At 41.7% G+C, this 22,293-nt stretch carries 21 protein-coding genes; 16 read left to right on the forward strand and 5 right to left on the reverse strand.

The features are described from left to right. Nucleotides 1-41 precede the first annotated feature (41 nt). The 10 genes from H6G83_RS11370 to H6G83_RS11415 all read left to right on the forward strand — a co-directional run bounded on the left by H6G83_RS11370 (nt 42) and on the right by H6G83_RS11415 (nt 9,206). Nucleotides 42-1,016 (forward strand): glycosyltransferase family 2 protein, encoded by a 975-nt coding sequence (locus H6G83_RS11370; protein ID WP_190471482.1) that lies wholly within the window; start codon nt 42-44, stop codon nt 1,014-1,016. Nucleotides 1,017-1,295: 279 nt separating this feature from the next. Beyond that, on the forward strand, nt 1,296-1,583 hold the full coding sequence (locus H6G83_RS11375) for a Mo-dependent nitrogenase C-terminal domain-containing protein (protein WP_190471485.1): 288 nt from the start codon (nt 1,296-1,298) through the stop codon (nt 1,581-1,583). Nucleotides 1,584-1,871: 288 nt separating this feature from the next. Beyond that, nucleotides 1,872-2,261, forward strand: coding sequence for a response regulator transcription factor (locus H6G83_RS11380; protein ID WP_190471488.1), 390 nt, complete (start codon nt 1,872-1,874; stop codon nt 2,259-2,261). A gap of 684 nt (nt 2,262-2,945) precedes the next feature. Further along, entirely contained in the window at nt 2,946-3,929 is a 984-nt protein-coding gene (locus H6G83_RS11385; RefSeq protein WP_242044542.1) for a sulfurtransferase, read from the forward strand. Between the two features lie 277 nt (nt 3,930-4,206). Beyond that, on the forward strand, nt 4,207-4,377 hold the full coding sequence (locus tag H6G83_RS11390) for a hypothetical protein (protein WP_190471871.1): 171 nt from the start codon (nt 4,207-4,209) through the stop codon (nt 4,375-4,377). A 204-nt stretch (nt 4,378-4,581) separates the two neighbouring features. After that, nucleotides 4,582-5,769, forward strand: a complete 1,188-nt coding sequence (locus tag H6G83_RS11395; RefSeq protein ID WP_190471491.1) for a YeeE/YedE family protein — start codon at nt 4,582-4,584, stop codon at nt 5,767-5,769. A gap of 574 nt (nt 5,770-6,343) precedes the next feature. Next, entirely contained in the window at nt 6,344-7,855 is a 1,512-nt protein-coding gene (ilvA, locus tag H6G83_RS11400) for a threonine ammonia-lyase, biosynthetic (RefSeq protein WP_190471493.1), read from the forward strand. 2 nt (nt 7,856-7,857) lie between these two features. Continuing rightward, nucleotides 7,858-8,394 carry a GNAT family N-acetyltransferase gene (locus H6G83_RS11405; RefSeq protein WP_190471496.1) on the forward strand — a complete coding sequence of 179 codons (537 nt, stop codon included), beginning with the start codon at nt 7,858-7,860 and terminating at the stop codon, nt 8,392-8,394. A gap of 223 nt (nt 8,395-8,617) precedes the next feature. Beyond that, a complete protein-coding gene (locus H6G83_RS11410; RefSeq protein ID WP_190471499.1) occupies nt 8,618-8,827 on the forward strand; it encodes a hypothetical protein in 210 nt (69 codons plus the stop codon). Continuing rightward, nucleotides 8,817-9,206 (forward strand): type II toxin-antitoxin system VapC family toxin, encoded by a 390-nt coding sequence (locus H6G83_RS11415; protein WP_190471503.1) that lies wholly within the window; start codon nt 8,817-8,819, stop codon nt 9,204-9,206. The genes H6G83_RS11410 and H6G83_RS11415 overlap by 11 nt, the downstream gene beginning before the upstream one ends. A 29-nt stretch (nt 9,207-9,235) precedes the next feature. Here H6G83_RS11415 and H6G83_RS11420 read toward each other — a convergent pair whose 3' ends face one another. Then, nucleotides 9,236-10,699: an AAA family ATPase gene (locus H6G83_RS11420; RefSeq protein ID WP_190471506.1), complete on the reverse strand. Its 1,464-nt coding sequence runs from the start codon at nt 10,697-10,699 to the stop codon at nt 9,236-9,238. Between the two features lie 216 nt (nt 10,700-10,915). On the opposite strand from H6G83_RS11420, the gene argJ reads away from it, so the two are divergent. Together argJ and H6G83_RS11430 are read left to right on the forward strand one after the other, a co-directional pair. Beyond that, nucleotides 10,916-12,079, forward strand: a complete 1,164-nt coding sequence (gene argJ, locus H6G83_RS11425; RefSeq protein WP_190471511.1) for a bifunctional glutamate N-acetyltransferase/amino-acid acetyltransferase ArgJ — start codon at nt 10,916-10,918, stop codon at nt 12,077-12,079. A gap of 347 nt (nt 12,080-12,426) precedes the next feature. Further along, nucleotides 12,427-13,224, forward strand: coding sequence for a hypothetical protein (locus H6G83_RS11430; RefSeq protein WP_206758987.1), 798 nt, complete (start codon nt 12,427-12,429; stop codon nt 13,222-13,224). 130 nt (nt 13,225-13,354) lie between these two features. On the opposite strand, the gene H6G83_RS11435 is transcribed toward H6G83_RS11430, so the two are convergent. Continuing rightward, complete coding sequence (locus tag H6G83_RS11435) at nt 13,355-13,534, reverse strand: hypothetical protein (RefSeq protein WP_190471517.1); 180 nt, start codon at nt 13,532-13,534, stop codon at nt 13,355-13,357. Nucleotides 13,535-13,998: 464 nt separating this feature from the next. On the opposite strand from H6G83_RS11435, the gene H6G83_RS11440 reads away from it, so the two are divergent. The 3 genes from H6G83_RS11440 to H6G83_RS11450 all read left to right on the forward strand — a co-directional run bounded on the left by H6G83_RS11440 (nt 13,999) and on the right by H6G83_RS11450 (nt 17,270). Further along, entirely contained in the window at nt 13,999-15,288 is a 1,290-nt protein-coding gene (locus tag H6G83_RS11440) for a glucose-1-phosphate adenylyltransferase (RefSeq protein ID WP_190471520.1), read from the forward strand. 67 nt (nt 15,289-15,355) lie between these two features. Then, a complete protein-coding gene (locus H6G83_RS11445; RefSeq protein ID WP_190471525.1) occupies nt 15,356-15,817 on the forward strand; it encodes an AAA family ATPase in 462 nt (153 codons plus the stop codon). Between the two features lie 454 nt (nt 15,818-16,271). Continuing rightward, nucleotides 16,272-17,270 carry a DnaJ C-terminal domain-containing protein gene (locus H6G83_RS11450; RefSeq protein WP_190471528.1) on the forward strand — a complete coding sequence of 333 codons (999 nt, stop codon included), beginning with the start codon at nt 16,272-16,274 and terminating at the stop codon, nt 17,268-17,270. A gap of 198 nt (nt 17,271-17,468) precedes the next feature. On the opposite strand, the gene H6G83_RS11455 is transcribed toward H6G83_RS11450, so the two are convergent. Both H6G83_RS11455 and H6G83_RS11460 read right to left on the reverse strand, forming a co-directional pair. Next, nucleotides 17,469-18,590 carry a sensor histidine kinase gene (locus tag H6G83_RS11455; RefSeq protein ID WP_190471531.1) on the reverse strand — a complete coding sequence of 374 codons (1,122 nt, stop codon included), beginning with the start codon at nt 18,588-18,590 and terminating at the stop codon, nt 17,469-17,471. Further along, nucleotides 18,587-19,297 carry a response regulator transcription factor gene (locus H6G83_RS11460; protein WP_190471534.1) on the reverse strand — a complete coding sequence of 237 codons (711 nt, stop codon included), beginning with the start codon at nt 19,295-19,297 and terminating at the stop codon, nt 18,587-18,589. The genes H6G83_RS11455 and H6G83_RS11460 overlap by 4 nt, the downstream gene beginning before the upstream one ends. Before the next feature lie 358 nt (nt 19,298-19,655). Here H6G83_RS11460 and H6G83_RS11465 point away from each other — a divergent pair, with 358 nt between their 5' ends. Continuing rightward, complete coding sequence (locus H6G83_RS11465) at nt 19,656-20,120, forward strand: hypothetical protein (protein ID WP_190471536.1); 465 nt, start codon at nt 19,656-19,658, stop codon at nt 20,118-20,120. Between the two features lie 325 nt (nt 20,121-20,445). Here the strand turns inward: H6G83_RS11465 and H6G83_RS11470 are convergent, their stop codons facing one another. Continuing rightward, nucleotides 20,446-21,156: a LabA-like NYN domain-containing protein gene (locus H6G83_RS11470; protein ID WP_190471540.1), complete on the reverse strand. Its 711-nt coding sequence runs from the start codon at nt 21,154-21,156 to the stop codon at nt 20,446-20,448. Nucleotides 21,157-22,293 lie beyond the last annotated feature (1,137 nt).

Consider the following 22,293-nt stretch of genomic DNA (forward strand, 5'->3'; position numbering starts at 1 on the left):
ATGAAAAATATTAAGGTATCTTTTGGAGGTCAAAAATAAATATGCCTAGTATATCTGTAATTATTCCAGCTTATAATGCTGAAAAAACAATTCTAGAAACTATCAATTCAGTTATAAAACAAACCTTTTCAGATTTTGAAATCATAGTAGTTAATGATGGTTCAACTGATAAAACATTAGAGATTTTGCAAAATATTAAGGACGATCGCCTGAAAATCTTTTCCTATGAAAACGGTGGAGCTTCTAGCGCTCGTAATCGGGGAATTGCTTATGCTACAGGAGATTATATCAGCTTTCTAGATGCTGACGATTTGTGGACACCTGACAAACTAGAACTACAATTGGCGGCTTTGCAAGCGCATCCAGAAGCTGGTGTTGCCTATAGTTGGACTTACGTCATCAATGGAGAAGGAGAGCTACTAAGAACTATTGAACATAATTATGAAGATAAAGTTTACGGTGAGATGTTATTAAAGAGTTTCGTTACTTGCGGCTCTAATCCCTTAATCAGAAGAGAAGCGATAGAATCTGTAGGAGGGTTTGATGTGACATTGAAATCAGGTGACGATTGGGATTATTGGTTGCGCTTGGCTTATAAATGGCATTTTGTCGTAGTACCGAAGCACCAAATTTTTTATCGCCGTTCTGCAACATCAAAGTCTTTTAAATTAAAAATAATTAGAGAATGTTCTATTACTGTTTTAGATAGAGCAATAAAACTAGCACCATTAGAATTACAACACCTGAAAAACCATAGTTTATCAAACATATACAGATATAATGTACAGTTATATCTAGACAGTCTTAATCTTAATCCTAAAGTTGATATTAAATATGTCCTGGGCAATTGGTGGAATTCTATTCGTTACAAGCCAGACACGTTAAAAGATATAGAAACTTATAAATTACTAATTAAAATTCTATTAACTGGGATAATGTCACCCAAATTGATGAGCAGTCTTTTGGAAGCTTTCAGAAGAACTAAGCAGACAAAAAATTTGCTCATACAGTCATAATCATCTGACGCGCCTTTAAGCAACCCAGAGGGTAGGGGAGTGTAAAAGTTGCGGTCACGAACCGAGATTCGAGTACAAGCGGAAAGCACGGGGATAACGATGAAAATGTGCGATCGCACATTCCGTAATCCCCGCATTGGCCTTTGTAGGTAACAGTGTTATTAGATATATCAGTTAGCTGAAAACGAACTGGAATCACAAATAATTCCTGCATAAAAACCGATAGTGCCACCGTATGTACTTATAGAGGCTCAAAGACTCAAAACAAGGTGATTGATTATGATAACTATAACTCAAGTTCACTCTCACAAAGACTTACTCTATCCCATTCGCAGATGGTTAGAAGGAATCGAAATCCATAGCCCTCAACAAGCTCACTTATTATGTAAAGCCATCCCTGCTCAATGTCCTTTTGAAAGAGATGTTAAACTATTTGGTCGCATATTGTTTCATATCCCCCCAATGTGCAAATTAAACCCCTTCTACGAAGAAGTAGTTGGCTTACGTTTCAAAGCACTGTGCTATCTTGCTGATGAATGCGGCGAAGATGTGACAGCTTATTGCTAAATATCAGTAGGCTTGAGACTGAAAGTTAGAAATTAGCGATAAAGATAGTTGACTCATCACAGACTTCTACCTCCGCCACCCTAGCAGTACTTAGGACTCAAAATTAATTATTGACATAATTTACAGATGTTGCTGAAGCAAAAGTATCATCAGTTAACCTAGAATTAATTAACCGCATTTATATTACAGTTGAATAATAACAGACTTATACCCACTGTAGGCAGTCTCAATGCTTGCAGTAGCACTATGTCATAATGGTTACTTCTACCCTATTACTTTTGTTCTATCATGACGCACATCTTGGTGATTGAAGATGAAGTCAAATTAGCCCGATTTTTAGAATTGGAACTCAACTATCAAGGGTATGAGGTTAGCGTCGCCTACGATGAACTGACTGCAATGATAGCAACGCAGAAATTGCGGCTAGACTTGATAATTTTAGATTGGATGATGCCTACTTTGTCGCATTGGGAAATTTGCCACAATTTACGGAGTCATGCACACAACGTACCCATAATATTACTAGCGACGAAAGAAAAACTCAGCGATAATTATGTAGAAGTTGGTGCTGATGATTTTGTCTGCAAACCCTTTGATATTGAGGAATTGTTAGTTAAAGTTTACACTCATTTGCACAGAACACAGCAAGTAGACGCAATAGATAAATCAACCACTTGACACTCCCACGGCTAAAAGCCGATGGGCTTTTTGCTTCCGAACTTGTAAATATTTTTAGTATGCAGTGCGCGTATAGTTAGATAGCTGTCGCGCTTTTGTTTTCGGTTGGTATATAGCCGTCGCCACATAGGTGACACCAACTCAAAAAATCCAGGACTTACGCACCAATGTTATCTGTTAAGACTGGGTGTAAGGGTGTAAGGGTGTAAGGGTGTAGGTTTTGAAGGCTTACCCCCCTACACCCCTATACCCCTATACCCTTGTCCAAACCCTTGATTTTTCGTTTTCATGCGTAAGTCCTAAAATCTTTGCAACACTGAACTTTAGGGGCGCACAGCTAGCTGTGCGCCCTTACCCTAGTATCTGTCGTATTGTTTTTTCAAATTGGTATTAGGACATTTTCAAAGCCTGAATAGTAGGAATAGTAATATGAAACTTTACCTTCTGCTTCCTGCTATACCCCTCTTCGTCACTTTCCGGTAAAAGAAAGTCTTGCTATTTACATAAGTAATTCTTTTATATATCTATATATAAAATATAAGATACTTATAAAATTCGCATTTGTAGCACTTGTCATCGGTTTGTGTATATGGAATGCTTATATACATAAATACAAAATACTGTTTACCGCTCAATTTACAGTAAATTTGATGTAACTTAAATTTGGCAAGTTGCAGTAGGAATATGTGGACAACTAAAACAATGATGAAAACGAGGAAATTTCTCTGGGCAAAGTTTAAAAAAAATAAACTATTTGCTTTAGGAGTAGCAATTTTTGCTTATTTGTTAATTACTCCCTGGCTACATTTGCCAACTTGGGGATCTGCATCTAATAGTAAGATTCAATTTGTATCGCCTAATTGGGTAGCAGAGAATGCCAAAGATGCAAATCTGAGGATTTTAGATGTCCGAAATTTACCTCTCGACTATATAGATGGACACCTACCTGGAGCAGTCAATATTGCTGATACGGCCTTTCGTGGCCCCAGGGAAGGTTTACCTGTACAGTATTGGGAAAATCAAAAATTAGGACAAATATTTGCTAATTCAGGAGTCACAAATAATAGCCGTGTTCTTGTTTACTCCGATGGCAGAGATGTTTTAGGGGCAACAATGGTAGCTTATTTGCTAGAACGTTCTGGAGTGAAGGACATAGCTGTATTGGATGGTGGCTATAAAGGTTATGAAGCTGCATCCCAAAAGGTAACTAAGGAGTTTCCCAAGTACAAAATAAGTAGGTTTACAGTTAGAGATAATCCTGCTGTGCGTGTCTCATTAAATGAAGTCAGAAAACTGATTGGTAAAAAAGGCGTGACATTTATCGACCCTAGACCCGCAGATTTATTCCAAGGAAAGGAAAATCTTTGGGTACGGAATGGACATATTCCTGGTGCAAGAAATATTCCCTGGCCTACTTTTACAGATGCTCAAAATCCTCACAAACTTAAATCTTTAGAGGAAATCAAGCAAATTTTAGCTGCTAAAAAAATTACTCCGGCTGATGACATTATTGTTACTTGCAGCACAGGAAGAGAAGCAACTCTGCAATATGTAGTCTTAAAGCATCTGCTAGGCTATCCCAAAGTTCGGGTTTATGAAGGTTCTTGGACAGAATACAGTAGTCACTCAGATTTACCTGTTGCTACTGGCCCAGAACAGGTAAGCTAGGTGGCAATGAAAATCAGTATGGGGAAGCGATAAGAGTGCGAAATACTTTTCAATGAGAGCTTATATCAAGTTCGCTTAAATACTTATCATATATTGGGGGCTGGTAATGGGTAATCGGTAATCGGTAATGGCTCAAAACAATTACCTATTAACTATTACCCATTACCGACCAAAACAACCATATTATAAGTAATTAGCCGAAATTGATATTAAAGTCCAGAATAATTTATTTGGCTGTATATATTTGGAAGTGTTCTTTTCAATCTAGAGGATGAAGATGATGAAATTCGCAATGCTATTTTTTGCTGTTTTACTAACTAGTTTCGGTGTAGTAGATACAATCCAAGCTAGTCAGGCTGCAAATACAAATCAGGACAATTTAGTGGCTTGTAGACGTAGTAAAGACGGTCAACCAGCAGAGCAAGATAAAGACCGTTCTAGAGCTTAACAGTTATCAGTTATCAGTTATCAGTTTTAGGGGCGGGTTCATTGAGTAATTCATGTTAAAAACAGATATGTTCGTTAAACCCGCCCGTACTTAAATACGTTGGTGGAATTTAGTCCTTTTTTGCGGACTAAAGTCCTTACTACAAACCTTGACTTATTTAGTCGGTGCTACTTATATCCGGCCAAACTAATTTTGAATTGTTTTATGAATAGTGGCGTTGAGAATATATATCCGTCTGAATCTCGCTTGTTACCGCCCCGCCCACAAAAATTAGTGGTGGCGATCGCATTAGCTATTTTTGCCACCGGAGTAGTATTATTAAGTGAATATAGCTGGAAACAAAGTATATTATTTATCATCGGCGGTTTGTTGGGTGTGAGCCTTTATCATTCTAGTTTTGGCTTTGCTTCTGCTTACCGTAAGCTGGTAGTGAATAGAGATGTGCAAGGGATATATGCTCAGTTGGTGATGTTGGCGATCGCTACTGTATTATTTGCGCCAGTGTTAGCTGCTGGTAAGGTTTTCGGTCAAGAAGTTGCAGGAGCAATCGCACCTGTGGGAATATCAGGAGCGATCGGCGCATTTATCTTTGGCATCGGAATGCAATTAGGCGGAGCTTGTGGTTGCGGTACACTCTACACTATTGGTGGTGGTAGTTACACCATGCTCATCACCCTTGTTACATTCTGTTTGGGTGCATTTTGGGCTAGTTTAACCAGACATCTTTGGGCTGGTTTACCAACCACTGAACCTATAGTCTTAGGTGAAACTCTAGGTTGGACAGGTGCAGTAGTTTTACAGTTAGGAATATTTTTATTGTTAGCGGGGTTGCTTTGGTTGTGGAGTCAAAAAAATCACCCAGCAACAGCACTTCCCTCATCAACTTACTCTAGATTTTTCCTTGGGCCTTGGTCATTATTTACAGGCGCTATAGCCCTAGCTGTACTCAATTGGTTAACCCTGCTAATTTCTGGAGAACCTTGGCGAATTACCTGGGGGTTTGCGCTGTGGACAGCTAAAATTGCTACATTTTTGGGGTGGAATCCCGCCACAAGTCAGTTTTGGGATGGGGATACAGCATTAGCAAATAGTGTGTTTGCCGATGTCACTTCCGTGATGAATCTGGGCATTATCTTAGGTGCATTATTAGCAGCCGCCCTAGCTGGGAAACTGACACCACAAACTCATATTACCCCAGCCAAAGTTATTGCCACAGTGATTGGTGGATTAATCATGGGTTATGGCGCTTTTACCGCTTTTGGCTGTAATGTCAGTGCCTTTTTCAGTGGTATAGCTTCCACTAGCCTGCATGGTTGGGTTTGGATTATTTGTGCTTTGTTAGGAACGGCAACTGGTGTGAAATTGCGCCCTCTGTTTCGTTTACCATTGTAGTAGCTTGTCTAGGCTAAAAGGTTGCAAAAATTTTCTTGTGGTGTAGGCATCTTGCCTGCACTGGACGGGCAAGATGCCCATCCCACAAGAGTTTGCTAATGCACAAATTTATTCTTGACACGCTAGTAGCTTGTCTAAACTAAAATAGTGCATTAGCCAAAAATCTATCATCTGCGTGCATCTGCGTTTATCTGCGTTCAATTTTTTCAAATCTATTGCCACATTTTAGCCTAGACAAGCCAGTAGTGGCGTGTCTAGGTTAAAATAGTGTAATAAAAAATCCGTTTCATCGGCGTTCATCGGCGTTCATCGGCGGTTTTTTATTTAAACCTATTGCCACATTTTAGTCCGGTCACGCCAGTAGGGCGAATAAACAAGTATTGGAACCAGTAGGTGCGTCAGCCCCAATAATTTCGTACATATTCAAGGATTTTCCACATCTGACGCACCCTACAATTGTGCCAGTTGTGTAAATTCTCAAAAGTATGGGAGCGATCGCGAAAACAGCCAAAGTATCGGGACAAACTTAACGTAAAATTAATCATGATCCAGCCCTTGCACATTCCATCTACCCATGCTTTGCGACTACCTAGTACAAATCCTGACTGCTCGTGTATATGATGTTGCCCAGGAATCGCCTCTGGAGTATGCCCCCAACCTTTCTCACAGGCTGAATAACAAACTGCTGCTGAAACGTGAAGATATGCAGTCTGTGTTTTCCTTTAAACTACGGGGTGCTTATAACAAGATGGCAAACCTACCGCCAGATTTACTTGCACAGGGTGTAATTGCTGCATCTGCGGGGAACCATGCCCAAGGTGTGGCGCTAGGTGCAAAGCAGCTAGGAACTAGGGCAATTATTGTCATGCCTGTTACCACTCCCCAAGTGAAGGTAAATGCTGTTAAAGCCAGAGGTGGGGAGGTAGTACTGCATGGGGATACCTATGATGATGCCTATGCCTATGCGCGGCAATTAGAGGCGGAAAAAGGCTTAACATTTATCCACCCCTTTGATGATCCTTATGTCATTGCGGGACAGGGAACTATTGGGATGGAAATTCTCCGCCAATGTCAGCAACCTATCCATGCAATTTTCGTTGCTATTGGTGGCGGGGGTTTGATTGCCGGAATTGCCGCTTATGTCAAACGCTTACGACCAGAGATTAAAATTATTGGGGTTGAGCCTGTTGATGCTGATGCCATGCACCAATCGTTGAAGGCTGGGTATCGAGTACGCTTATCACAGGTAGGATTATTTGCCGATGGCGTAGCAGTGCGGGAAGTGGGAGAAGAAACTTTCCGCTTGTGTCAAGAATATGTAGACGAAATTATATTGGTGGATACAGATGATACCTGTGCGGCGATTAAGGATGTGTTTGAGGATACCCGTTCTATTTTAGAACCGGCGGGGGCGTTGGCGATCGCTGGCGCTAAAGCCTATGCAGAACGTGAGCAAATCGCAGGACAAACCCTAATTGCTGTAGCCTGCGGTGCTAACATGAACTTTGACCGTCTGCGCTTTGTCGCCGAACGAGCAGAATTTGGTGAACAGCGTGAAGCCATCTTTGCAGTCACAATTCCTGAAACTCCCGGTAGTCTGCGGCAGTTTTGCGAATGTATTGGTAGACGCAACTTAACAGAGTTTAACTATCGCATCGCCGATGAAAAGATCGCCCATATTTTCATTGGTATGCAGATTCAAAACCGTGCCGATAGAGTTAAAATGGTGCAGACTTTTGAAGACTGCGGTTTTGAAACCCTAGATTTAACCGATGATGAACTCACAAAACTACACTTACGGCACATGGTAGGTGGACATTCTCCCCTAGCCCACAATGAATTACTATATCGGTTTGAGTTCCCCGAACGTCCAGGTGCGTTGATGAAATTCGTCGCCTCCATGAGTCCCAACTGGAATATTAGTATGTTCCACTACCGCAACAACGGTTCAGACTACGGGCGTATTGTTGTCGGAATGCAGGTTCCACCCCAAGAGATGGAAGAATGGCAAGCATTTCTTGATACCCTTGGTTATCGTTATTGGGATGAAAGTCAAAATCCAGCATATCAGTTATTTTTGGGTTAGATATGGCATCCAACTATCAGATTGTCGAAATCGATGCAGTTGAAGCTACATCTCGTATATCAGAACTCAGTGAGATTTTGGTTGATGCTGTTACCAGTGGGTCATCCGTTAGCTTTATGATGCCTTTTACTGTGACAGAAGCGATCGCATATTGGCAAACTATTCTTTCTGCTGTCGCCCAAGGAGATAAAATTCTCCTAGTGGCACTTGTCGAAGGTCGAGCAGTCGGGACAGTTCAACTGAGTCTGACTACACCACCAAATCAATCACACCGAGCTGATGTTGCTAAACTACTTGTACATCGCCAAGCTAGGGGACAGGGAATTGCACGAAGCCTGATGCAACGCCTAGAAGAAGTTGCTCTTAGGCAAGGTAGGACATTACTCACACTGGATACTATGACAGATAGTATTGCCGAGCGGCTGTATCTTTCTCTTGGCTATGTTTTGGTGGGTAAAATTCCCAACTATGCTTATTTTCCCGATGGTTCATTAGGTGATACATCATTTTTATATAAGCAGCTCGTTGCTAAAAGCTAAAAAGCTGCTGCCAAATCTTCAGGGGTAAGGTGTGTCAGACCTAACCCCCCAGCCCCCTTCCCTACAAGGGAAGGGGGAGAAATCAAAGCCTCTCTCCTTGTAGGAGAGAGGTCTTCCAGATCCCGTGAAAAGTCAGACGCACCCTACAGTTAGTTTGATTATGACACTTGCGTAAGTCGTTATAATATTTGAGAGGATAAACTTTGCTGAAGAGGGCAAATGTATGACTAGCCGCGAGCAGCTTATCCAAGAACTTGCAGAGGTTCCAGATGAGTTAGTTGAAGTAATGTTAGATTTTTTGCATCGGGTAAAGAAAACACATAGTCATCATCCTCTAGCGAAATTTGCTGGTATCTTGAGTGATGATGAGGCGGCTGATTTACAGCAAGCAATTCAAGCTGATTGTCGTCAAGTTGATTTAAATGAGTGGTGAGATTGCATTAGATACTTCTGTCGCCATCCGTTTTTTGAATGGTGATCCTGATGTTGTTTCCAGGGTGTTAGCGTTACCAGACATATTTTTGTCGGTGGTAGTAGTGGGAGAGTTATTGTTTGGGGCTGAAAACTCGACTCGACCGTTGAAAAACCTTCCTCGATATTTAGAGTTTATCGAAGTTTGTACGGTTGTGCCTGTGGAAAAGAAAACAGCACTTATCTATGCTCAGACCCGTTCGGCTTTAAAGAGCAAAGGACGACCAATTCCGATGAATGATGTTTGGATTGCAGCCCATTGTCTGGAGCATGGTTGGGTGCTTGTGACCGATGATTCAGATTTTAGTTATGTGGATGGATTGGTTATAGAACATTGGTAATGATAGCTATTATACCATCTTCCCAGCCCCTACATAAAAGACAAATCCTCCGCAATAATTAAGTTAATCTGATAATCATCCAACTCTCGTAGATGGTTGACAATACGGTTAGCTTGTTGTTCAATGCTACGCTCAAACAGCGCCCTGGCAAAACGTCCATTACCAAAACTCTTGTCACGTTTGGCGTAGGCAACTTCAAAGGTGGCTTGCAATACAATAATGGCGGAGGGGTCTAAAATATAACCGTTGTCATGACAGAATTTCTTGAAAATCGCTAACAATTCATTGGGGGTATAGTGGTCGAGATAAAATAAGCGATTTAAACGTGATTTTAACCCTGGGTTTAACTCTAATAAGCGATCCATCTCATCAGTGTAACCGGCGACAACTACAGCCAGGCGATCGCGGTAATCTTCCATCCGCTTAATTAATATCTGCAATGCTTCTTTGCCAAAGTCGTTGGGTGTATCTTCCGGCGCTAAGGCGTGGGCTTCATCAATGAACAATACACCACCCAACGCTTGCTGTACAGCACTTTCCACACGCAGGGCAGTTTGTCCAATATAACCGCCAATAATGCCGGCGCGATCGGTTTCCACAACGTGTCCCCGTGGAAAAAATCCCAATTGTTTATACAAACGTCCCACTAAACGGGCGATGGTTGTCTTACCTGTACCTGGAGGGCCGTACAGCATCAGGTGAAGTGAAGTATCTACTGTTTTGAGCTTTCGCACTCGCCGTTCGGTTTGCACTTTTAAGTAATTTGCCAATGAGAACAGTTGACGTTTGGTTTGTTCATGCCCAACTAATGCCTTTAAATCAGCAAATACTGCCTCCAAGGTATCTTTTTCTGGGGGGTCATGCTCAACAAAAGCAGCTCTAATTTCCGGTTTAGCATCACGAGTATCATGATGAATATCAACAGGTTCTGTTTCTGTATCAGGAGCGCTGATCATCAAGCTGTGGACTCTCATTTTAATTTTGTCATGAATGACGAAACCAAAATTTTTCCCTGGTACATCCATTACCTTGTCGGCGGGAAACTTGTCTACCAAATTGCTATTAATATAGAACTCAACAGTATCTCCCACACGGGTAATTTCTAATAGATTAACTCCGTCACTGCGATGAATGCGATCGCACCGTTTCCAATCTGTGTAATTAATAAAATTACCTGCTTTAACTTCCGCAATACGATAGTGACCATTTCCAGCAATTACGAACTCAAAGAAATTGCTAACATCTGACAGTCCCCACACAAAACCAAAACCGTGATCCTCCACACCAGCAGCTTTTTCCAGCACCACATGAATATGAAAGTTAGTTCTCTCATAAAAGAACTCGGCTGAGTTCCACGATAGCCAATATGTATCACCCGCACGTTTATGGTCAAATACATAATGACTCACTTCCATGCAAAGGCTGCACTCGGCACTATCCCGTGTTACCCAGCTACAGTGATTATTTTGAAAATGCTCCTCAAAAATCAGCATTGCGTTCCTCTGTAGCTCTGTGTGTAGAATCAGCTGCTTGCTATTTCATTCATTCTAAACACGGCTCATCAGTCTTTTGAGCTAATAAAAGTGCAGTATATTATATCTCATAAGGGCTTGAGCCTCTCTCAGAAATTTTATTTTGCTTAAAAAATAAAGCATTGGGGATGGGACTGGTATTATTTACTCACTCGTCCCTAGTTTTCATAAATAAAAATGTCACTAACTGCATCTTCCACGCCTCAAGGGTTTAGTACATTTATTACTAATTTAGGTATCCGCGATGCTACCGAGGATTTCGTATTTTTGCGATCGCAAGTCCCTTGCGTTGCTGATGGCGTATTCACTCAAAGCTTGTTCGCTGGCCCTAGCGTGACAATTAGCCGCCAAAATTTACAAGATGGTCAAGCACAAGGCATTATCGTCATTTCCAAAAATGCCAACGTTGCCAATGGTGCTGTTGGTCTGGCTGATGCTCAAGAGATTATACAACTAGTCGCACAAGAAACTGGGATTGCCGCCGCAAATTTGGCGATCGCCTCCACTGGAGTTATCGGTAGACGTTACCCAATGGAAAAAATCCGCGCTGGCTTAATAGGGATGGGGAAAAAATTGACCCCTGCCGATTTCGACTTAGCGGCACGTGGTATCATGACTACAGACACCGTAGCTAAAATCGCAGCCAGACAAGTTGGTAATGCCAAGGTGGTAGGTATTGCTAAAGGTGTCGGTATGATTGAACCGAATATGGCGACCATGCTAGCCTTTTTCTTTACCGATGCGGCAATTCCGGCAAATACATTGCGGAAAGTTTTTCGGTCTACCATAGATAAAACATTCAACTGTTTAAGTATAGATAGCGACACTTCTACGAGTGACAGTGCCGTAATTTTAGCGAATGGTTTAGCCGGTGAAGTCCCCGAAGCCGAATTCGCCCGTGCATTAGCAGAAATAGCCCATGATTTAGTATTAAAAATTGCCCGTGACGGCGAAGGTGCTACGAAAGTAATTGAGGTGACAGTAGACTCAGCCGCCAATTATACCCAAGCTAAACGAGTTGCGAAAGCGATCGTCAACTCCCCATTAGTGAAAACTGCGGTCTATGGTGCAGACCCCAACTGGGGAAGAGTAGCAATGGCCATAGGAAAATGTGAAGATGAGCGCGACATTAATCAAGACCAGGTAGTAATTAGATTTGATGACGTGCAAGTATATCCCAATACCTTCCAAACCGAAGATTTGCAAAAGCTAAAACAGATCATGTCCCAAGAGAAAGTCAATATTCATGTTAGCCTCAACATCGGTGAAGCGATCGCCACCGTCTGGGGTTGCGACTTGACAGAAGGTTATATAGAAATTAACGGCAAGTATTCAACTTGACAGTTATCAGTTATCAGTTATCAGTAGGACTTACGCATAAAAACGAAAAATCAAGGGTTTGGGCAAGGGTATAGGGGTATAGGGGTATAGGGGTGTAAATCTTTAAAACCCTTACACCCTTACACCCTTACCCCCCTACACCCTGTCTCAACAGATAACCTTGGTGCGTAAGTCCTGATCAGTTATCAGGTTATTTTCACTGTCCACTGATAACTGTTCACTGAAACACTTACTCCCCACTACCCATAAATTCCTCTGTCAAATGATTCAAATATCTAGTGTCTGATCCTGTACTTAAGAACGAGGGAATTACAGAATTAGCTTTTTACACTGATACGTATACTTTTATGAAGCTAATCTCATTTATGGCAACCAGAGCAGAAGATCAAAGCAAGCGTAGTGCAGGGAATCAAGAAAAGACCAGCACAAAAGCATCTCAAAAAAATGGTGCAGATGCAAAAGGTAATGATGATTGGAGTCAAAAACTAGAAACATTACAATCTGCACTTAATGGGGATTTATCTACCCTATCTAGTGAAGATGCTAATGGCTTAATTGATGAATGGTACAACTTGCTGCATAAGGCTAAAGAGCCAGAAATCAAAGAGATTGCTAATCAATTAAAGCAACTCAAACAACACCTAAAAAGCAACAAAGCTACAGGACATGAAATTAGCGAAGTCCTAATAGAAATTGGTGAGCAAACAGCTAACTTTGCATCTGATGCTGAGAAAGACATCAGAACGCCTGTGAGGAAATTAGGTAAACAATTAACAAAAGTTGGCAACTCTTTAGGTAAAGCGGAAGAGCATCAAGAGATTGAAGAAATCGATGCTGTTATAGAAACCCTGGAAGAAGATTTAGAGCAACTTGATACAGGTGTAGCAGTAGGCTCTATCGATAAATGGTATAAGTTGCTGCACAATTCAGATGCGGAAAATCTACAGGAAATTGCTAACGGACTGAAGGAATTGAAGCAGGTTTTAAACCGCAAAACAGCTAAAGCGTCCGACATTAGCCATATCCTAGAAAAACTAGGTGAACAAACAACTGCGGTAGGACAAGAAGCCAAGAGAGGTTTTAAAGGCCCTCTGCAAAGATTAGGTAAGCTGCTATCTAAGACTGGTAAATCTTTAGCAGAGTAAACCTACGGGTAAATTTCACCCTAAATGGGTTTGTAGTAAGCACTTTAGTGCTAATTAGTGCTGAGAACTATCAGGACTAAAGTCCTTACTACGAACTACAAATTACGGACACAAGCTTAGATGAATTTGTTCAGGCGATCGCAAAAATTACGCATTCTAAATAATCAGTAACACCGATTTTTCCGTACTTAAGACTATTTTTATTAATATATCTAATGTCTAAAATCGACACTGTATAAATTGTGCTTATATCAATGGCTGCACTATACATCGTCGGTAAGGTTCTTGAAAATTCATCCAAGATTCTCATTGCCCCCCCTTACGAGTCGTGATGCGTAAAGCCCCCAAGTATGAGGCACAAAACCAATAAGTTTTGTGTCTCATCAGCCCTTGAGGTGGGGGTAAAGCGCGAATGACCCTTTGGGTGAGACAGTTGCTTTCCGACGCAAGCGCGATTGTTAGCACGGCCTCACCGAATTTATTCGGCCGTGATGGTGGTATAATCGAATTGTCCACAACACAGGCAGAGTCTCGCCGAAAGGGAGGAACCTGTCTCGAAATGGGTGGCAAAGTATTTTTCGCCGTCGGGCAGCCGGTGTATGCTTGCGGAGGGTAAAGTAATCTGAGATGTTGCTTTCTGGATTATTCCTTGGGGCATTTTGGATCTCCCTGTGAGGCAAGAATCCCCGAAATTCTATTTCGGGGAGTGTCAACAGCTGCTACAGACAGTCCTAAACTGTAGGTGGGAGTCGAAAGGCAGTCGGGAGAAATCTTGTGAAAAAAGTCTTAGCAATTATTCTTGGTGGTGGTGCGGGTACTCGCCTTTACCCACTCACCAAACTCCGTGCTAAACCCGCAGTACCAGTGGCAGGGAAGTACCGTCTAATAGATATTCCTGTCAGTAACTGCATAAACTCGGAAATTTTTAAAATCTACGTTTTAACACAGTTTAACTCAGCTTCTCTCAATCGCCACATTGCCCGTACCTACAACTTCAGTGGTTTCAGCGAGGGGTTTGTAGAAGTGCTGGCCGCCCAGCAAACACCAGAAAACCCCAACTGGTTCCAAGGTACAGCCGATGCTGTGCGTCAGTATTTGTGGATGCTGCAAGAGTGGGACGTTGAGGATATTTTAATTCTATCCGGTGATCACCTCTACCGGATGGATTATCGCCTATTTATCCAGCGCCATCGCGAAACCAATGCGGATATTACACTTTCCGTAATTCCCATCGACGATCGCCGCGCCTCAGATTTTGGTTTAATGAAAATCGATAGCTCTGGGCGAGTGATTGATTTCAGCGAAAAACCCAAAGGCGAAGCCCTAGCCCAAATGCGTGTAGACACCACCATTTTAGGCTTAACTCCAGAACAGGCAGCAACACAGCCTTACATCGCCTCAATGGGCATTTACGTCTTTAAAAAAGATGTTTTGTTCAAACTCTTGAAAGAAGCTGTAGAACGTACAGATTTCGGCAAAGAAATTATTCCTGATGCCGCAAAGGATCACAACGTTCAAGCTTATTTATTTGATGACTACTGGGAAGATATCGGGACAATCGAAGCTTTTTACAACGCCAATTTAGCTTTGACTCAGCAGCCCTTACCGCCCTTTAGCTTCTATGATGAAGAAGCGCCAATTTATACCCGCGCACGTTACCTACCACCGACAAAACTATTAGATTGCCAAGTCACAGAGTCAATTATTGGTGAAGGCTGCATACTCAAAAATTGTCGCATTCAACACTCAGTGTTAGGAGTGCGATCGCGGATTGAAAGCGGCAGCATCATCGAAGAATCCCTACTCATGGGCGCTGACTTCTACCAAGCTTCCGTAGAACGTCAAGGCGGCATAGAAAAAGGAGAAGTCCCCGTAGGCATCGGCCCAGACACAATCATCCGCCGTGCGATCATAGATAAAAATGCCCGCATCGGTCACGATGTCAAAATCATCAACAAAGACAACGTGCAAGAAGCCGACCGCGAAAGCCAAGGATTTTATATCCGCAGTGGCATTGTTGTAGTCCTCAAAAACGCAGTCATCCCAGATGGAACAATTATTTAGTCAACAGTCAACAGTCAACAGTCAACAGGTTTTCAAATTTGGACTAATGACTAAGGACTAATGACCAATGACTAAACTAATTTTGCTAATTGGCCTTCCTGGTAGTGGTAAGTCAACTTTAGCAAAACAATTAGTATCACAATGCCCCCAGATGCAGCTGGTTTCTACAGATGCCATCAGGGGGCAATTATTTGGCTCAGAAGCCATTCAAGGGTCATGGCTGCTGATTTGGCAAGAAATAGAACGACAATTCCAGCAAAGTATTATTACTGAAAAAATAGTTCTTTTTGATGCCACCAACGCCCAACGCCAGCATCGCCGCGAACTCATCACCCTAGCCCGTAACTTAGGCTTCACCCACATCATAGGAATTTGGGTCAGAACACCCGTCTGGTTGTGCCTAGCACGTAACAAAAAACGCCCACGCCAAGTCCCCGAAGAAGTAATCCTACGAATGCACCGCCAACTGCGCGACGAACCCCCCGGTTTGGAAGATGGGTTAGATCAGATAGTTGATTGTAGGGGATGAGGAGGATGAGGGGAATGAGGGGGATGAGGGGGATGAGGGAGAAGTAGCTTTAGCTTGAGACAAAGTGGGAACACAGATACATAATCTCTCCCCCCACTCCCTCATCTCCCCCCACTCCCCAGTCCCCAGTCCCCAAGTACGGAAATTTCCCCGGCCCAATGAGCGGGAACCATACTTGATTTTCTTCATTATTTGTTAATTTAAAGTCAGAATATTTATTGCTTGGCAACATACCTGACTTTTCACGTCATGTGGAAAAGCTAACGCTAGACCTAACCCCCCAGCCCCCTTCCCTACAAGGGAAGGGGGAGAAATCAAAGCCTCTCTCCTTGTAGGAGAGAGGTTTGGAGAGAGGTCTTCCAGATCCCGTGAAAAGTCAGGGCAACATACCTGGCAAATTTTCAACTTCAATATTAGACAAAAACTTAAAGAAATTTTTACAGGAGGCTGGTAGATGGCTGCAACCGACTTCAAAGACTATTACGCAATTTTAGGAGTTAGTAAGACTGCCACTCCAGAGGAAATTAAACAAGCCTTTCGTAAGCTAGCCCGCAAATATCACCCTGATGTAAATCCGGGTAATAAGCAGGCGGAAGCAAGTTTTAAAGAAGTAAACGAAGCTTACGAAGTTTTATCAGATGCCGACAAACGCAAGAAATATGACCAATATGGGCAATATTGGCGACAAGTTGGCGAAGGCTTCCCAGGGGGTGGCGTTGGTGTCGATATGGGTGGCGTTGACTTCAGCCAATACGGCAACTTTGATGAGTTCATCAATGAGTTGCTAGGACGCTTTGGTGGTGGTGCGCCTCGTGGTGGGCGGCAAAGTTACTCTTACCGCACTTCCGGCGGTAGACCAGGGGGCGGCTTTGGCGGCTTTAATGACTTCGGGTTTCAAGATGTAGGGACAGCAGGTGGTAGCCAAGACACAGAAGCGTCTATCAGCTTAACTTTTGCTGAGGCTTTTGCAGGTGTGCAAAAGCGTTTTAGTTTAGGCAATGAAACTATTGATGTGCGGATTCCGGCTGGCGCGAAACCAGGTAATCGCTTACGGGTAAGGGGTAAAGGTCAATTTAACCCTATGACTCAACAACGCGGCGACCTATATTTAAAAGTAGAATTTCAGCCGCACTCGTTCTTCCAAATTGAAGGTGATAATCTAGTTTGCGAAGTTCCTATTACTCCAGATGAGGCAGCCTTGGGCGCTTCAATCGATGTACCTACACCCGATGGTTCAGTTAATGTCAAACTCCCTGCGGGAGTGCGTTCTGGTCAATCTCTCCGTTTACGCGGTAAAGGCTGGCCTGCCAAGGGTGGACGGGGTGATCAGTTGGTGAAGGTGGCTATTGTTCCACCCAAAGATATGAGCCAACAAGAGCGAGAATACTATGAGAAAATCAGGGCTATTCGCAGTTACAATCCTCGGAATCACCTACAGCAAGTCAAACTGTAATCTCAAGTTGGTTTGGTTGGTAATGGGTTATCGGCTGTTTTCCCATTACCAACTATCTCAAAATGTTGTTTTTTAACGTAACGCGAAAGTCCCTACCTTCAGCAAAGCAAGGTATGTATGAGGAGCCGCCAAACATTTTCTCAATCATCTTTATTTTTAACTCTGTTACCTGTCACCTGTTACCTGTCCCCTGCTATATTATGCTAACGGCAAGCAAAAGCGAAATGTACTACCAATTCCCAGTTCGCTGTCTACCTGAATTTCTCCACCTTGTAATTCTACTAGGTGCTTAGTAATAGTTAATCCGATACCTGTGCCTCCAGAATTGCGATCGCGTGATTGATCTGCCCGCCAAAAGCGCTCAAACACATGGGGTAAATCCTCCGCAGCAATGCCTATACCTGTATCAATTACAGCAATCCAGAGTTGGCGGTTTTCTGGCCATGTACGGATACTAATTGAACCCTTGGCAGTATAACGGATGGCGTTACCAATAAGGTTGACTAATATTTGTTCTGTGCGATCGATATCTGCTAATACCAGGGGAATCTGCGGGGAAAATTCCGCCAGTAATACTGGCCCATCTTCTAACAATTGGTCACTAAATCTTTCAACTAAAGACTCTAATAAAGGATATAAATTTACTGGTTGAATTCTAATTGGCAAATAACCAGCTTCCGCTTTAGATAACTCTTGTAAATCGTTCACCAAACGTTCTAAACGCCTAGTTTCTTGCGCTAATCTGCGATAAATTTCCGGCGATGGCTGAATCTCACCATCGGCGAGTTCTTCTAAATAACCACGTACCACTGTTAGCGGTGTGCGTAGTTCATGAGTCATATCTCCTATCAATTCCCGTCGCCTTGCTTCCACACCTTCCAAACTAGCAGCCATGCGATTAAAACTCGTACCCAAGCGATTAAGTTCGGGAATATCCGACATAGGTAATCTTGCTTCTAAATGACCAGCCGCAAACTGTTGAGTAATTTGTTCCATCTCAGTTAAGCGCTGCATAATCCTTTGAGATACCCAATAACTCAAACCTCCCGCCGCCGTACTACCTACTAACACTGACCAAATAGTGCTAGTCCGCCAAGCAGTCTCAAATCCTTGTACTAAATCAGCACGAATATTAATTAAATTTATTCCTTCACTTTCTAATCTTTCTAAATGCAGGACAAAGAAGCGGGGAGAAGAGACTTTACTAATAATAACTAGACTCATCAACCCAACAATCATCACCACTAAATGAGAAAAAAACAAGCGGGATGCTAAAGGTAAAGATGTTGTCCAGCGCCAACCCTTGTTATTTTTGCTCATACTATGGGTGAATCTTCAAATTTATAACCAACCCCGACTACAGTTTTAATAAAAGTGGGGTTAGCAGGATCAGGCTCAATCTTTTTTCTTAGCCTAGCCACATGAGTATCCACAACACGTTCATCACCAAAAAAATTATCTCCCCAAAGTTTATCAATTAGCTGGGTACGGTTCCAAACTCGCCCAGGATTACTCACAAAAGTACTTAGCAAATTAAATTCAAGAGTTGTTAAATCTAAAGCTTCTGGTGGTTGAGAATTTACTTGACGACTAGCTGTCCGTTGGTCTAAGTCTACTATGAAGTGTTGAGTGCGATTTACTTGAGTCTGTCCACCTTGGCGCAGACTCCGCCGCAGTAGCGCCCGCACTCTCGCTACTAACTCTCTAGGACTAAAGGGTTTAGCCATGTAGTCATCAGCGCCAGTAGACAAGCCTATCACCCGGTCTATTTCCTCACTCTTAGCCGTCAGCATCAATATATAAGGGTCTTTTGCGCCTGGTTTCTGGCGAATGCGGGCGCAAACTTCCAACCCATCCAGCCCAGGAATCATCAAATCTAGGATGATTAAATCTGGTGGTTGTTCCTGAAACATTTTTAACGCAGTAATACCATCGCGGCTAATGCGACAGGAAAATCCCTCTTTCTCTAAAGAATGTTGGATTAACTGAGCAATTTCTGATTCATCTTCAACAATTAATATATTCATCTCGATGTCAGATACGCAGATTTAGTTCTAAGTTGTAAAGTTGACTACAGCAACTAGCAAGAGTTCTGATAGGAATTAATTTAACACTTACTTTTGTAGTTGTGGTGAACCAGATATATATTTTAAGTTTCAAGATAATAGCCCCTTGTGCTAGCGACTGATGGAGAGTATCTTCTTCAGCATGGTCAGGTAATTTATGTCATTACTCATCATTTGAATTTACGAAGTCATTATCAGAACAAATTAAATGGAGGTATTACCGCAACTCTGGCATTTTAGCCTTAAATGAAGCGTATTAGATTGTATTAAATCTCATAACAAAGCAATTTTGTCAAGGTAAACAACCCAAATTAAGAGTATGAATTTATTCAAAATAGCATGGCAAATATCAATTTTTACCTTTGTTTATTTATTTCCTATGTTAACTGTAGATGCTGGCGAAATTTATAAGTTAAAAAATGGATTGGCATTTTATATAAATGTAATTAATCAACACCCTTTTTTGGTTGATCATGAGAAATTGCTGATAATTCAAAATCATCAAAAACAAGTACAACAAATAACTTTGTACGGAGACCCAGGCACAGGTAGTCCTGCATTTTTATTTAAACAAAATGAAGATATTATTTTAATAGATAGTAATGGTTACTGGTATTTTTTTAATCAAAAAGGCGTTTTATTAAGGAAAGTTTGGAAATGGCAGGAAGATTTGCCAAGAGATTTTATCGGCATAATCGCTTATAGTAAAGACAAAAATGACTATATATTAATTAAAAATCGCAGGATTACCAAGAATGATGTTTACCGATATAAAGACCCATAGTCAGCGCATCTCAAATATTATTGATAATGGGTTTTTTAGAGGATGAATGAAAAAAAATATCGGTTGTAATTAAGACTAGTAAATCACATTTGCCTGCCATTTTTTAGGGGAATTTAAATCTTTCCCTCCCTTTTTTAAGAAGGATTAGGAAGGATAAGGTGAATATTTAATAGTTAAGAAATACAGCAGTTTCGCTATTAGTGAAATACTGTAGAGACGTTACATGTAACGTCTCTACATGGTTTTGGGTTTTACGCTTGTACTTCATTTACCCAAAATATGCTGTATCCTCTAATAACTATATTAAATATTCAACCTTTAAATCCTACATATTGGAATTAGATAGCGTCCGATAGCCATATCCTAAATGAGAATCCTTTTGGATATATTGTTTAATGCTATCGAGGTCAATAAAACAGTCAGCAACATCAATTAAACAGTCATTAGTCATGGTTCGCAGACTGACGACTTCTACACGCACTCCTGTGCTGGTAACTGCATTGACTGCATAAGCTAAATCTCCATCACCACTAACTAAAACAGCCGTGTCGTAGTAAGGCGCTAGAGTAATCATATCTACCGCAATTTCTACATTTAAATTGGGTTTTTTGTTGTTATCTGTAGGTTGGAGTTCTTTGGTAACAACACGATAACCATTGCGACGCATCCAAAACAGAAAACCTTGTTGTTTTTCATTACTGCGTTGGCGTGTAGGAGTTGGTCGAGATATATCAACCCCTGTGTAGAAAAATGCCCTTAATAATCTAGAACCCGCAGTTAAACGACAAAGTAATTTGAGGTAATCGATTTCAATACCGAGTTGTAAAGCGGCATTAAATAGGTTCCCACCATCAATAAAAATAGCGACTCGACCACGGTTTGAGTCACTGGTAATAGATACATCATTTCTGGGTTCTCGCTGCCTAGAAACTTCACTTTTGTTACCATTTTTTATTTGTATTTTTGCCGATAAATTCGGTTCTTCCGCTTGGTGGTGATATGAATTCTTTCCTTTCGTGAAACTAGGGTTGATCATTGATTCCTCTGGATTTTTAAATTTAGCGAAGCTTTTGAGGCAATAGACAATTGACCATCTGTACTGATTGATCAGCAAAACAATAAATGATATTTAGTCACTTGAACTACACTCAAATTGGTCTAATTGTGTAAAGTCCAAAGTTGAAAGACTCAGAGTATTAAACTCTTTTCAGGACAAAGTTTTACGAGATATCCCCTCATCCCATAAATATGCTGCTCATTTTCTACCACTACGGCACATTAACTGGCCATAAAGTGCAGCAACTGGGCGGGTAATAGTTTGCTGTCATGGTCAACCAAGGCATTAGCCATTGGCATCTCTCCTTATTGTACCTCTCTCTTGAAAAAGGCTTACATTAAGGTAATCTTTATATATGAATTTACTTTTATTGGTAATTGTATGCAGGCAATGTAAATTAAGTAGGGCGCTGCATTGCCCAGCAAAACCATAATTCGGTAGGCAATAATCGCACTACATGGATTGATGATTTTTGTTAGTTTTAATGATAATTTAAGGATTGAAAAAATAGGCGATCGCCTAGATTCGTCTGGCTTAATCTAACACCCGTAATCCCATCTTTGTCCTGCTAACTACTAATAAACTTAACTTTATCTGCTACTCCAGAGGGAGGAGAGATAAGTGATTAAAGAGATAAATTTGTATATAGACTAGTCCACAATTAGATGTCTTTGCTAATCTCCTCTGCGGTGTCCAGCCCAGAGGTTATTTTTGTGATAATTTCTGTATTTAACGTGAGTTCAACCAGTGCGGTTTTGACCTCACCCCCAACCCCTCTCCTACGAGGAGAGGGGAGTAAGACGGTGATTTTTTCGTTTCTCCTCCCTCTCCTACGAGGAGAGGGAGGTTGGGAGGGAGAGGTTCATCGAACTCACGTCTATTTAGGATGAATTACGACGTTATTGGACTGACACAGCTAAAATAGTGCATTAGCAATCTATCATCTGCGTTCATCTGCGTTTATCTGCGTTCGATTTTATCCCAATCTATTGCCACATTTTAGTCTAGACAAGTCATTATTAGCGTGGCAAGGCTAAAATAGTGCAATAAGTTTCCTCTCTAACCTCTGTGTCTCTGTGCCTTTGTGGTTAATTAATGCAACATTTTAAGCTTGCC

The sequence above is a fragment of the Anabaena azotica FACHB-119 genome, assembly GCF_014697625.1.
GTDB lineage: Bacteria > Cyanobacteriota > Cyanobacteriia > Cyanobacteriales > Nostocaceae > Trichormus > Trichormus azoticus_A.

Excerpts from the sequence above, each read along its gene's own strand:
- H6G83_RS11370 (WP_190471482.1), top strand. The coding sequence starts at position 42 with ATGCCTAGTATATCTGTAATTATTCCAGCTTATAATGCTGAAAAAACA.
- H6G83_RS11375 (WP_190471485.1), top strand. The coding sequence starts at position 1,296 with ATGATAACTATAACTCAAGTTCACTCTCACAAAGACTTACTCTATCCC.
- H6G83_RS11380 (WP_190471488.1), top strand. The coding sequence starts at position 1,872 with ATGACGCACATCTTGGTGATTGAAGATGAAGTCAAATTAGCCCGATTT.
- H6G83_RS11385 (WP_242044542.1), top strand. The coding sequence starts at position 2,946 with ATGTGGACAACTAAAACAATGATGAAAACGAGGAAATTTCTCTGGGCA.
- H6G83_RS11390 (WP_190471871.1), top strand. The coding sequence starts at position 4,207 with ATGATGAAATTCGCAATGCTATTTTTTGCTGTTTTACTAACTAGTTTC.
- H6G83_RS11395 (WP_190471491.1), top strand. The coding sequence starts at position 4,582 with ATGAATAGTGGCGTTGAGAATATATATCCGTCTGAATCTCGCTTGTTA.
- ilvA (WP_190471493.1), top strand. The coding sequence starts at position 6,344 with ATGCTTTGCGACTACCTAGTACAAATCCTGACTGCTCGTGTATATGAT.
- H6G83_RS11405 (WP_190471496.1), top strand. The coding sequence starts at position 7,858 with ATGGCATCCAACTATCAGATTGTCGAAATCGATGCAGTTGAAGCTACA.
- H6G83_RS11410 (WP_190471499.1), top strand. The coding sequence starts at position 8,618 with ATGACTAGCCGCGAGCAGCTTATCCAAGAACTTGCAGAGGTTCCAGAT.
- H6G83_RS11415 (WP_190471503.1), top strand. The coding sequence starts at position 8,817 with ATGAGTGGTGAGATTGCATTAGATACTTCTGTCGCCATCCGTTTTTTG.
- H6G83_RS11420 (WP_190471506.1), bottom strand. The coding sequence starts at position 10,699 with ATGCTGATTTTTGAGGAGCATTTTCAAAATAATCACTGTAGCTGGGTA.
- argJ (WP_190471511.1), top strand. The coding sequence starts at position 10,916 with ATGTCACTAACTGCATCTTCCACGCCTCAAGGGTTTAGTACATTTATT.
- H6G83_RS11430 (WP_206758987.1), top strand. The coding sequence starts at position 12,427 with ATGAAGCTAATCTCATTTATGGCAACCAGAGCAGAAGATCAAAGCAAG.
- H6G83_RS11435 (WP_190471517.1), bottom strand. The coding sequence starts at position 13,534 with ATGAGAATCTTGGATGAATTTTCAAGAACCTTACCGACGATGTATAGT.
- H6G83_RS11445 (WP_190471525.1), top strand. The coding sequence starts at position 15,356 with ATGACTAAACTAATTTTGCTAATTGGCCTTCCTGGTAGTGGTAAGTCA.
- H6G83_RS11450 (WP_190471528.1), top strand. The coding sequence starts at position 16,272 with ATGGCTGCAACCGACTTCAAAGACTATTACGCAATTTTAGGAGTTAGT.
- H6G83_RS11455 (WP_190471531.1), bottom strand. The coding sequence starts at position 18,590 with ATGAGCAAAAATAACAAGGGTTGGCGCTGGACAACATCTTTACCTTTA.
- H6G83_RS11460 (WP_190471534.1), bottom strand. The coding sequence starts at position 19,297 with ATGAATATATTAATTGTTGAAGATGAATCAGAAATTGCTCAGTTAATC.
- H6G83_RS11465 (WP_190471536.1), top strand. The coding sequence starts at position 19,656 with ATGAATTTATTCAAAATAGCATGGCAAATATCAATTTTTACCTTTGTT.
- H6G83_RS11470 (WP_190471540.1), bottom strand. The coding sequence starts at position 21,156 with ATGATCAACCCTAGTTTCACGAAAGGAAAGAATTCATATCACCACCAA.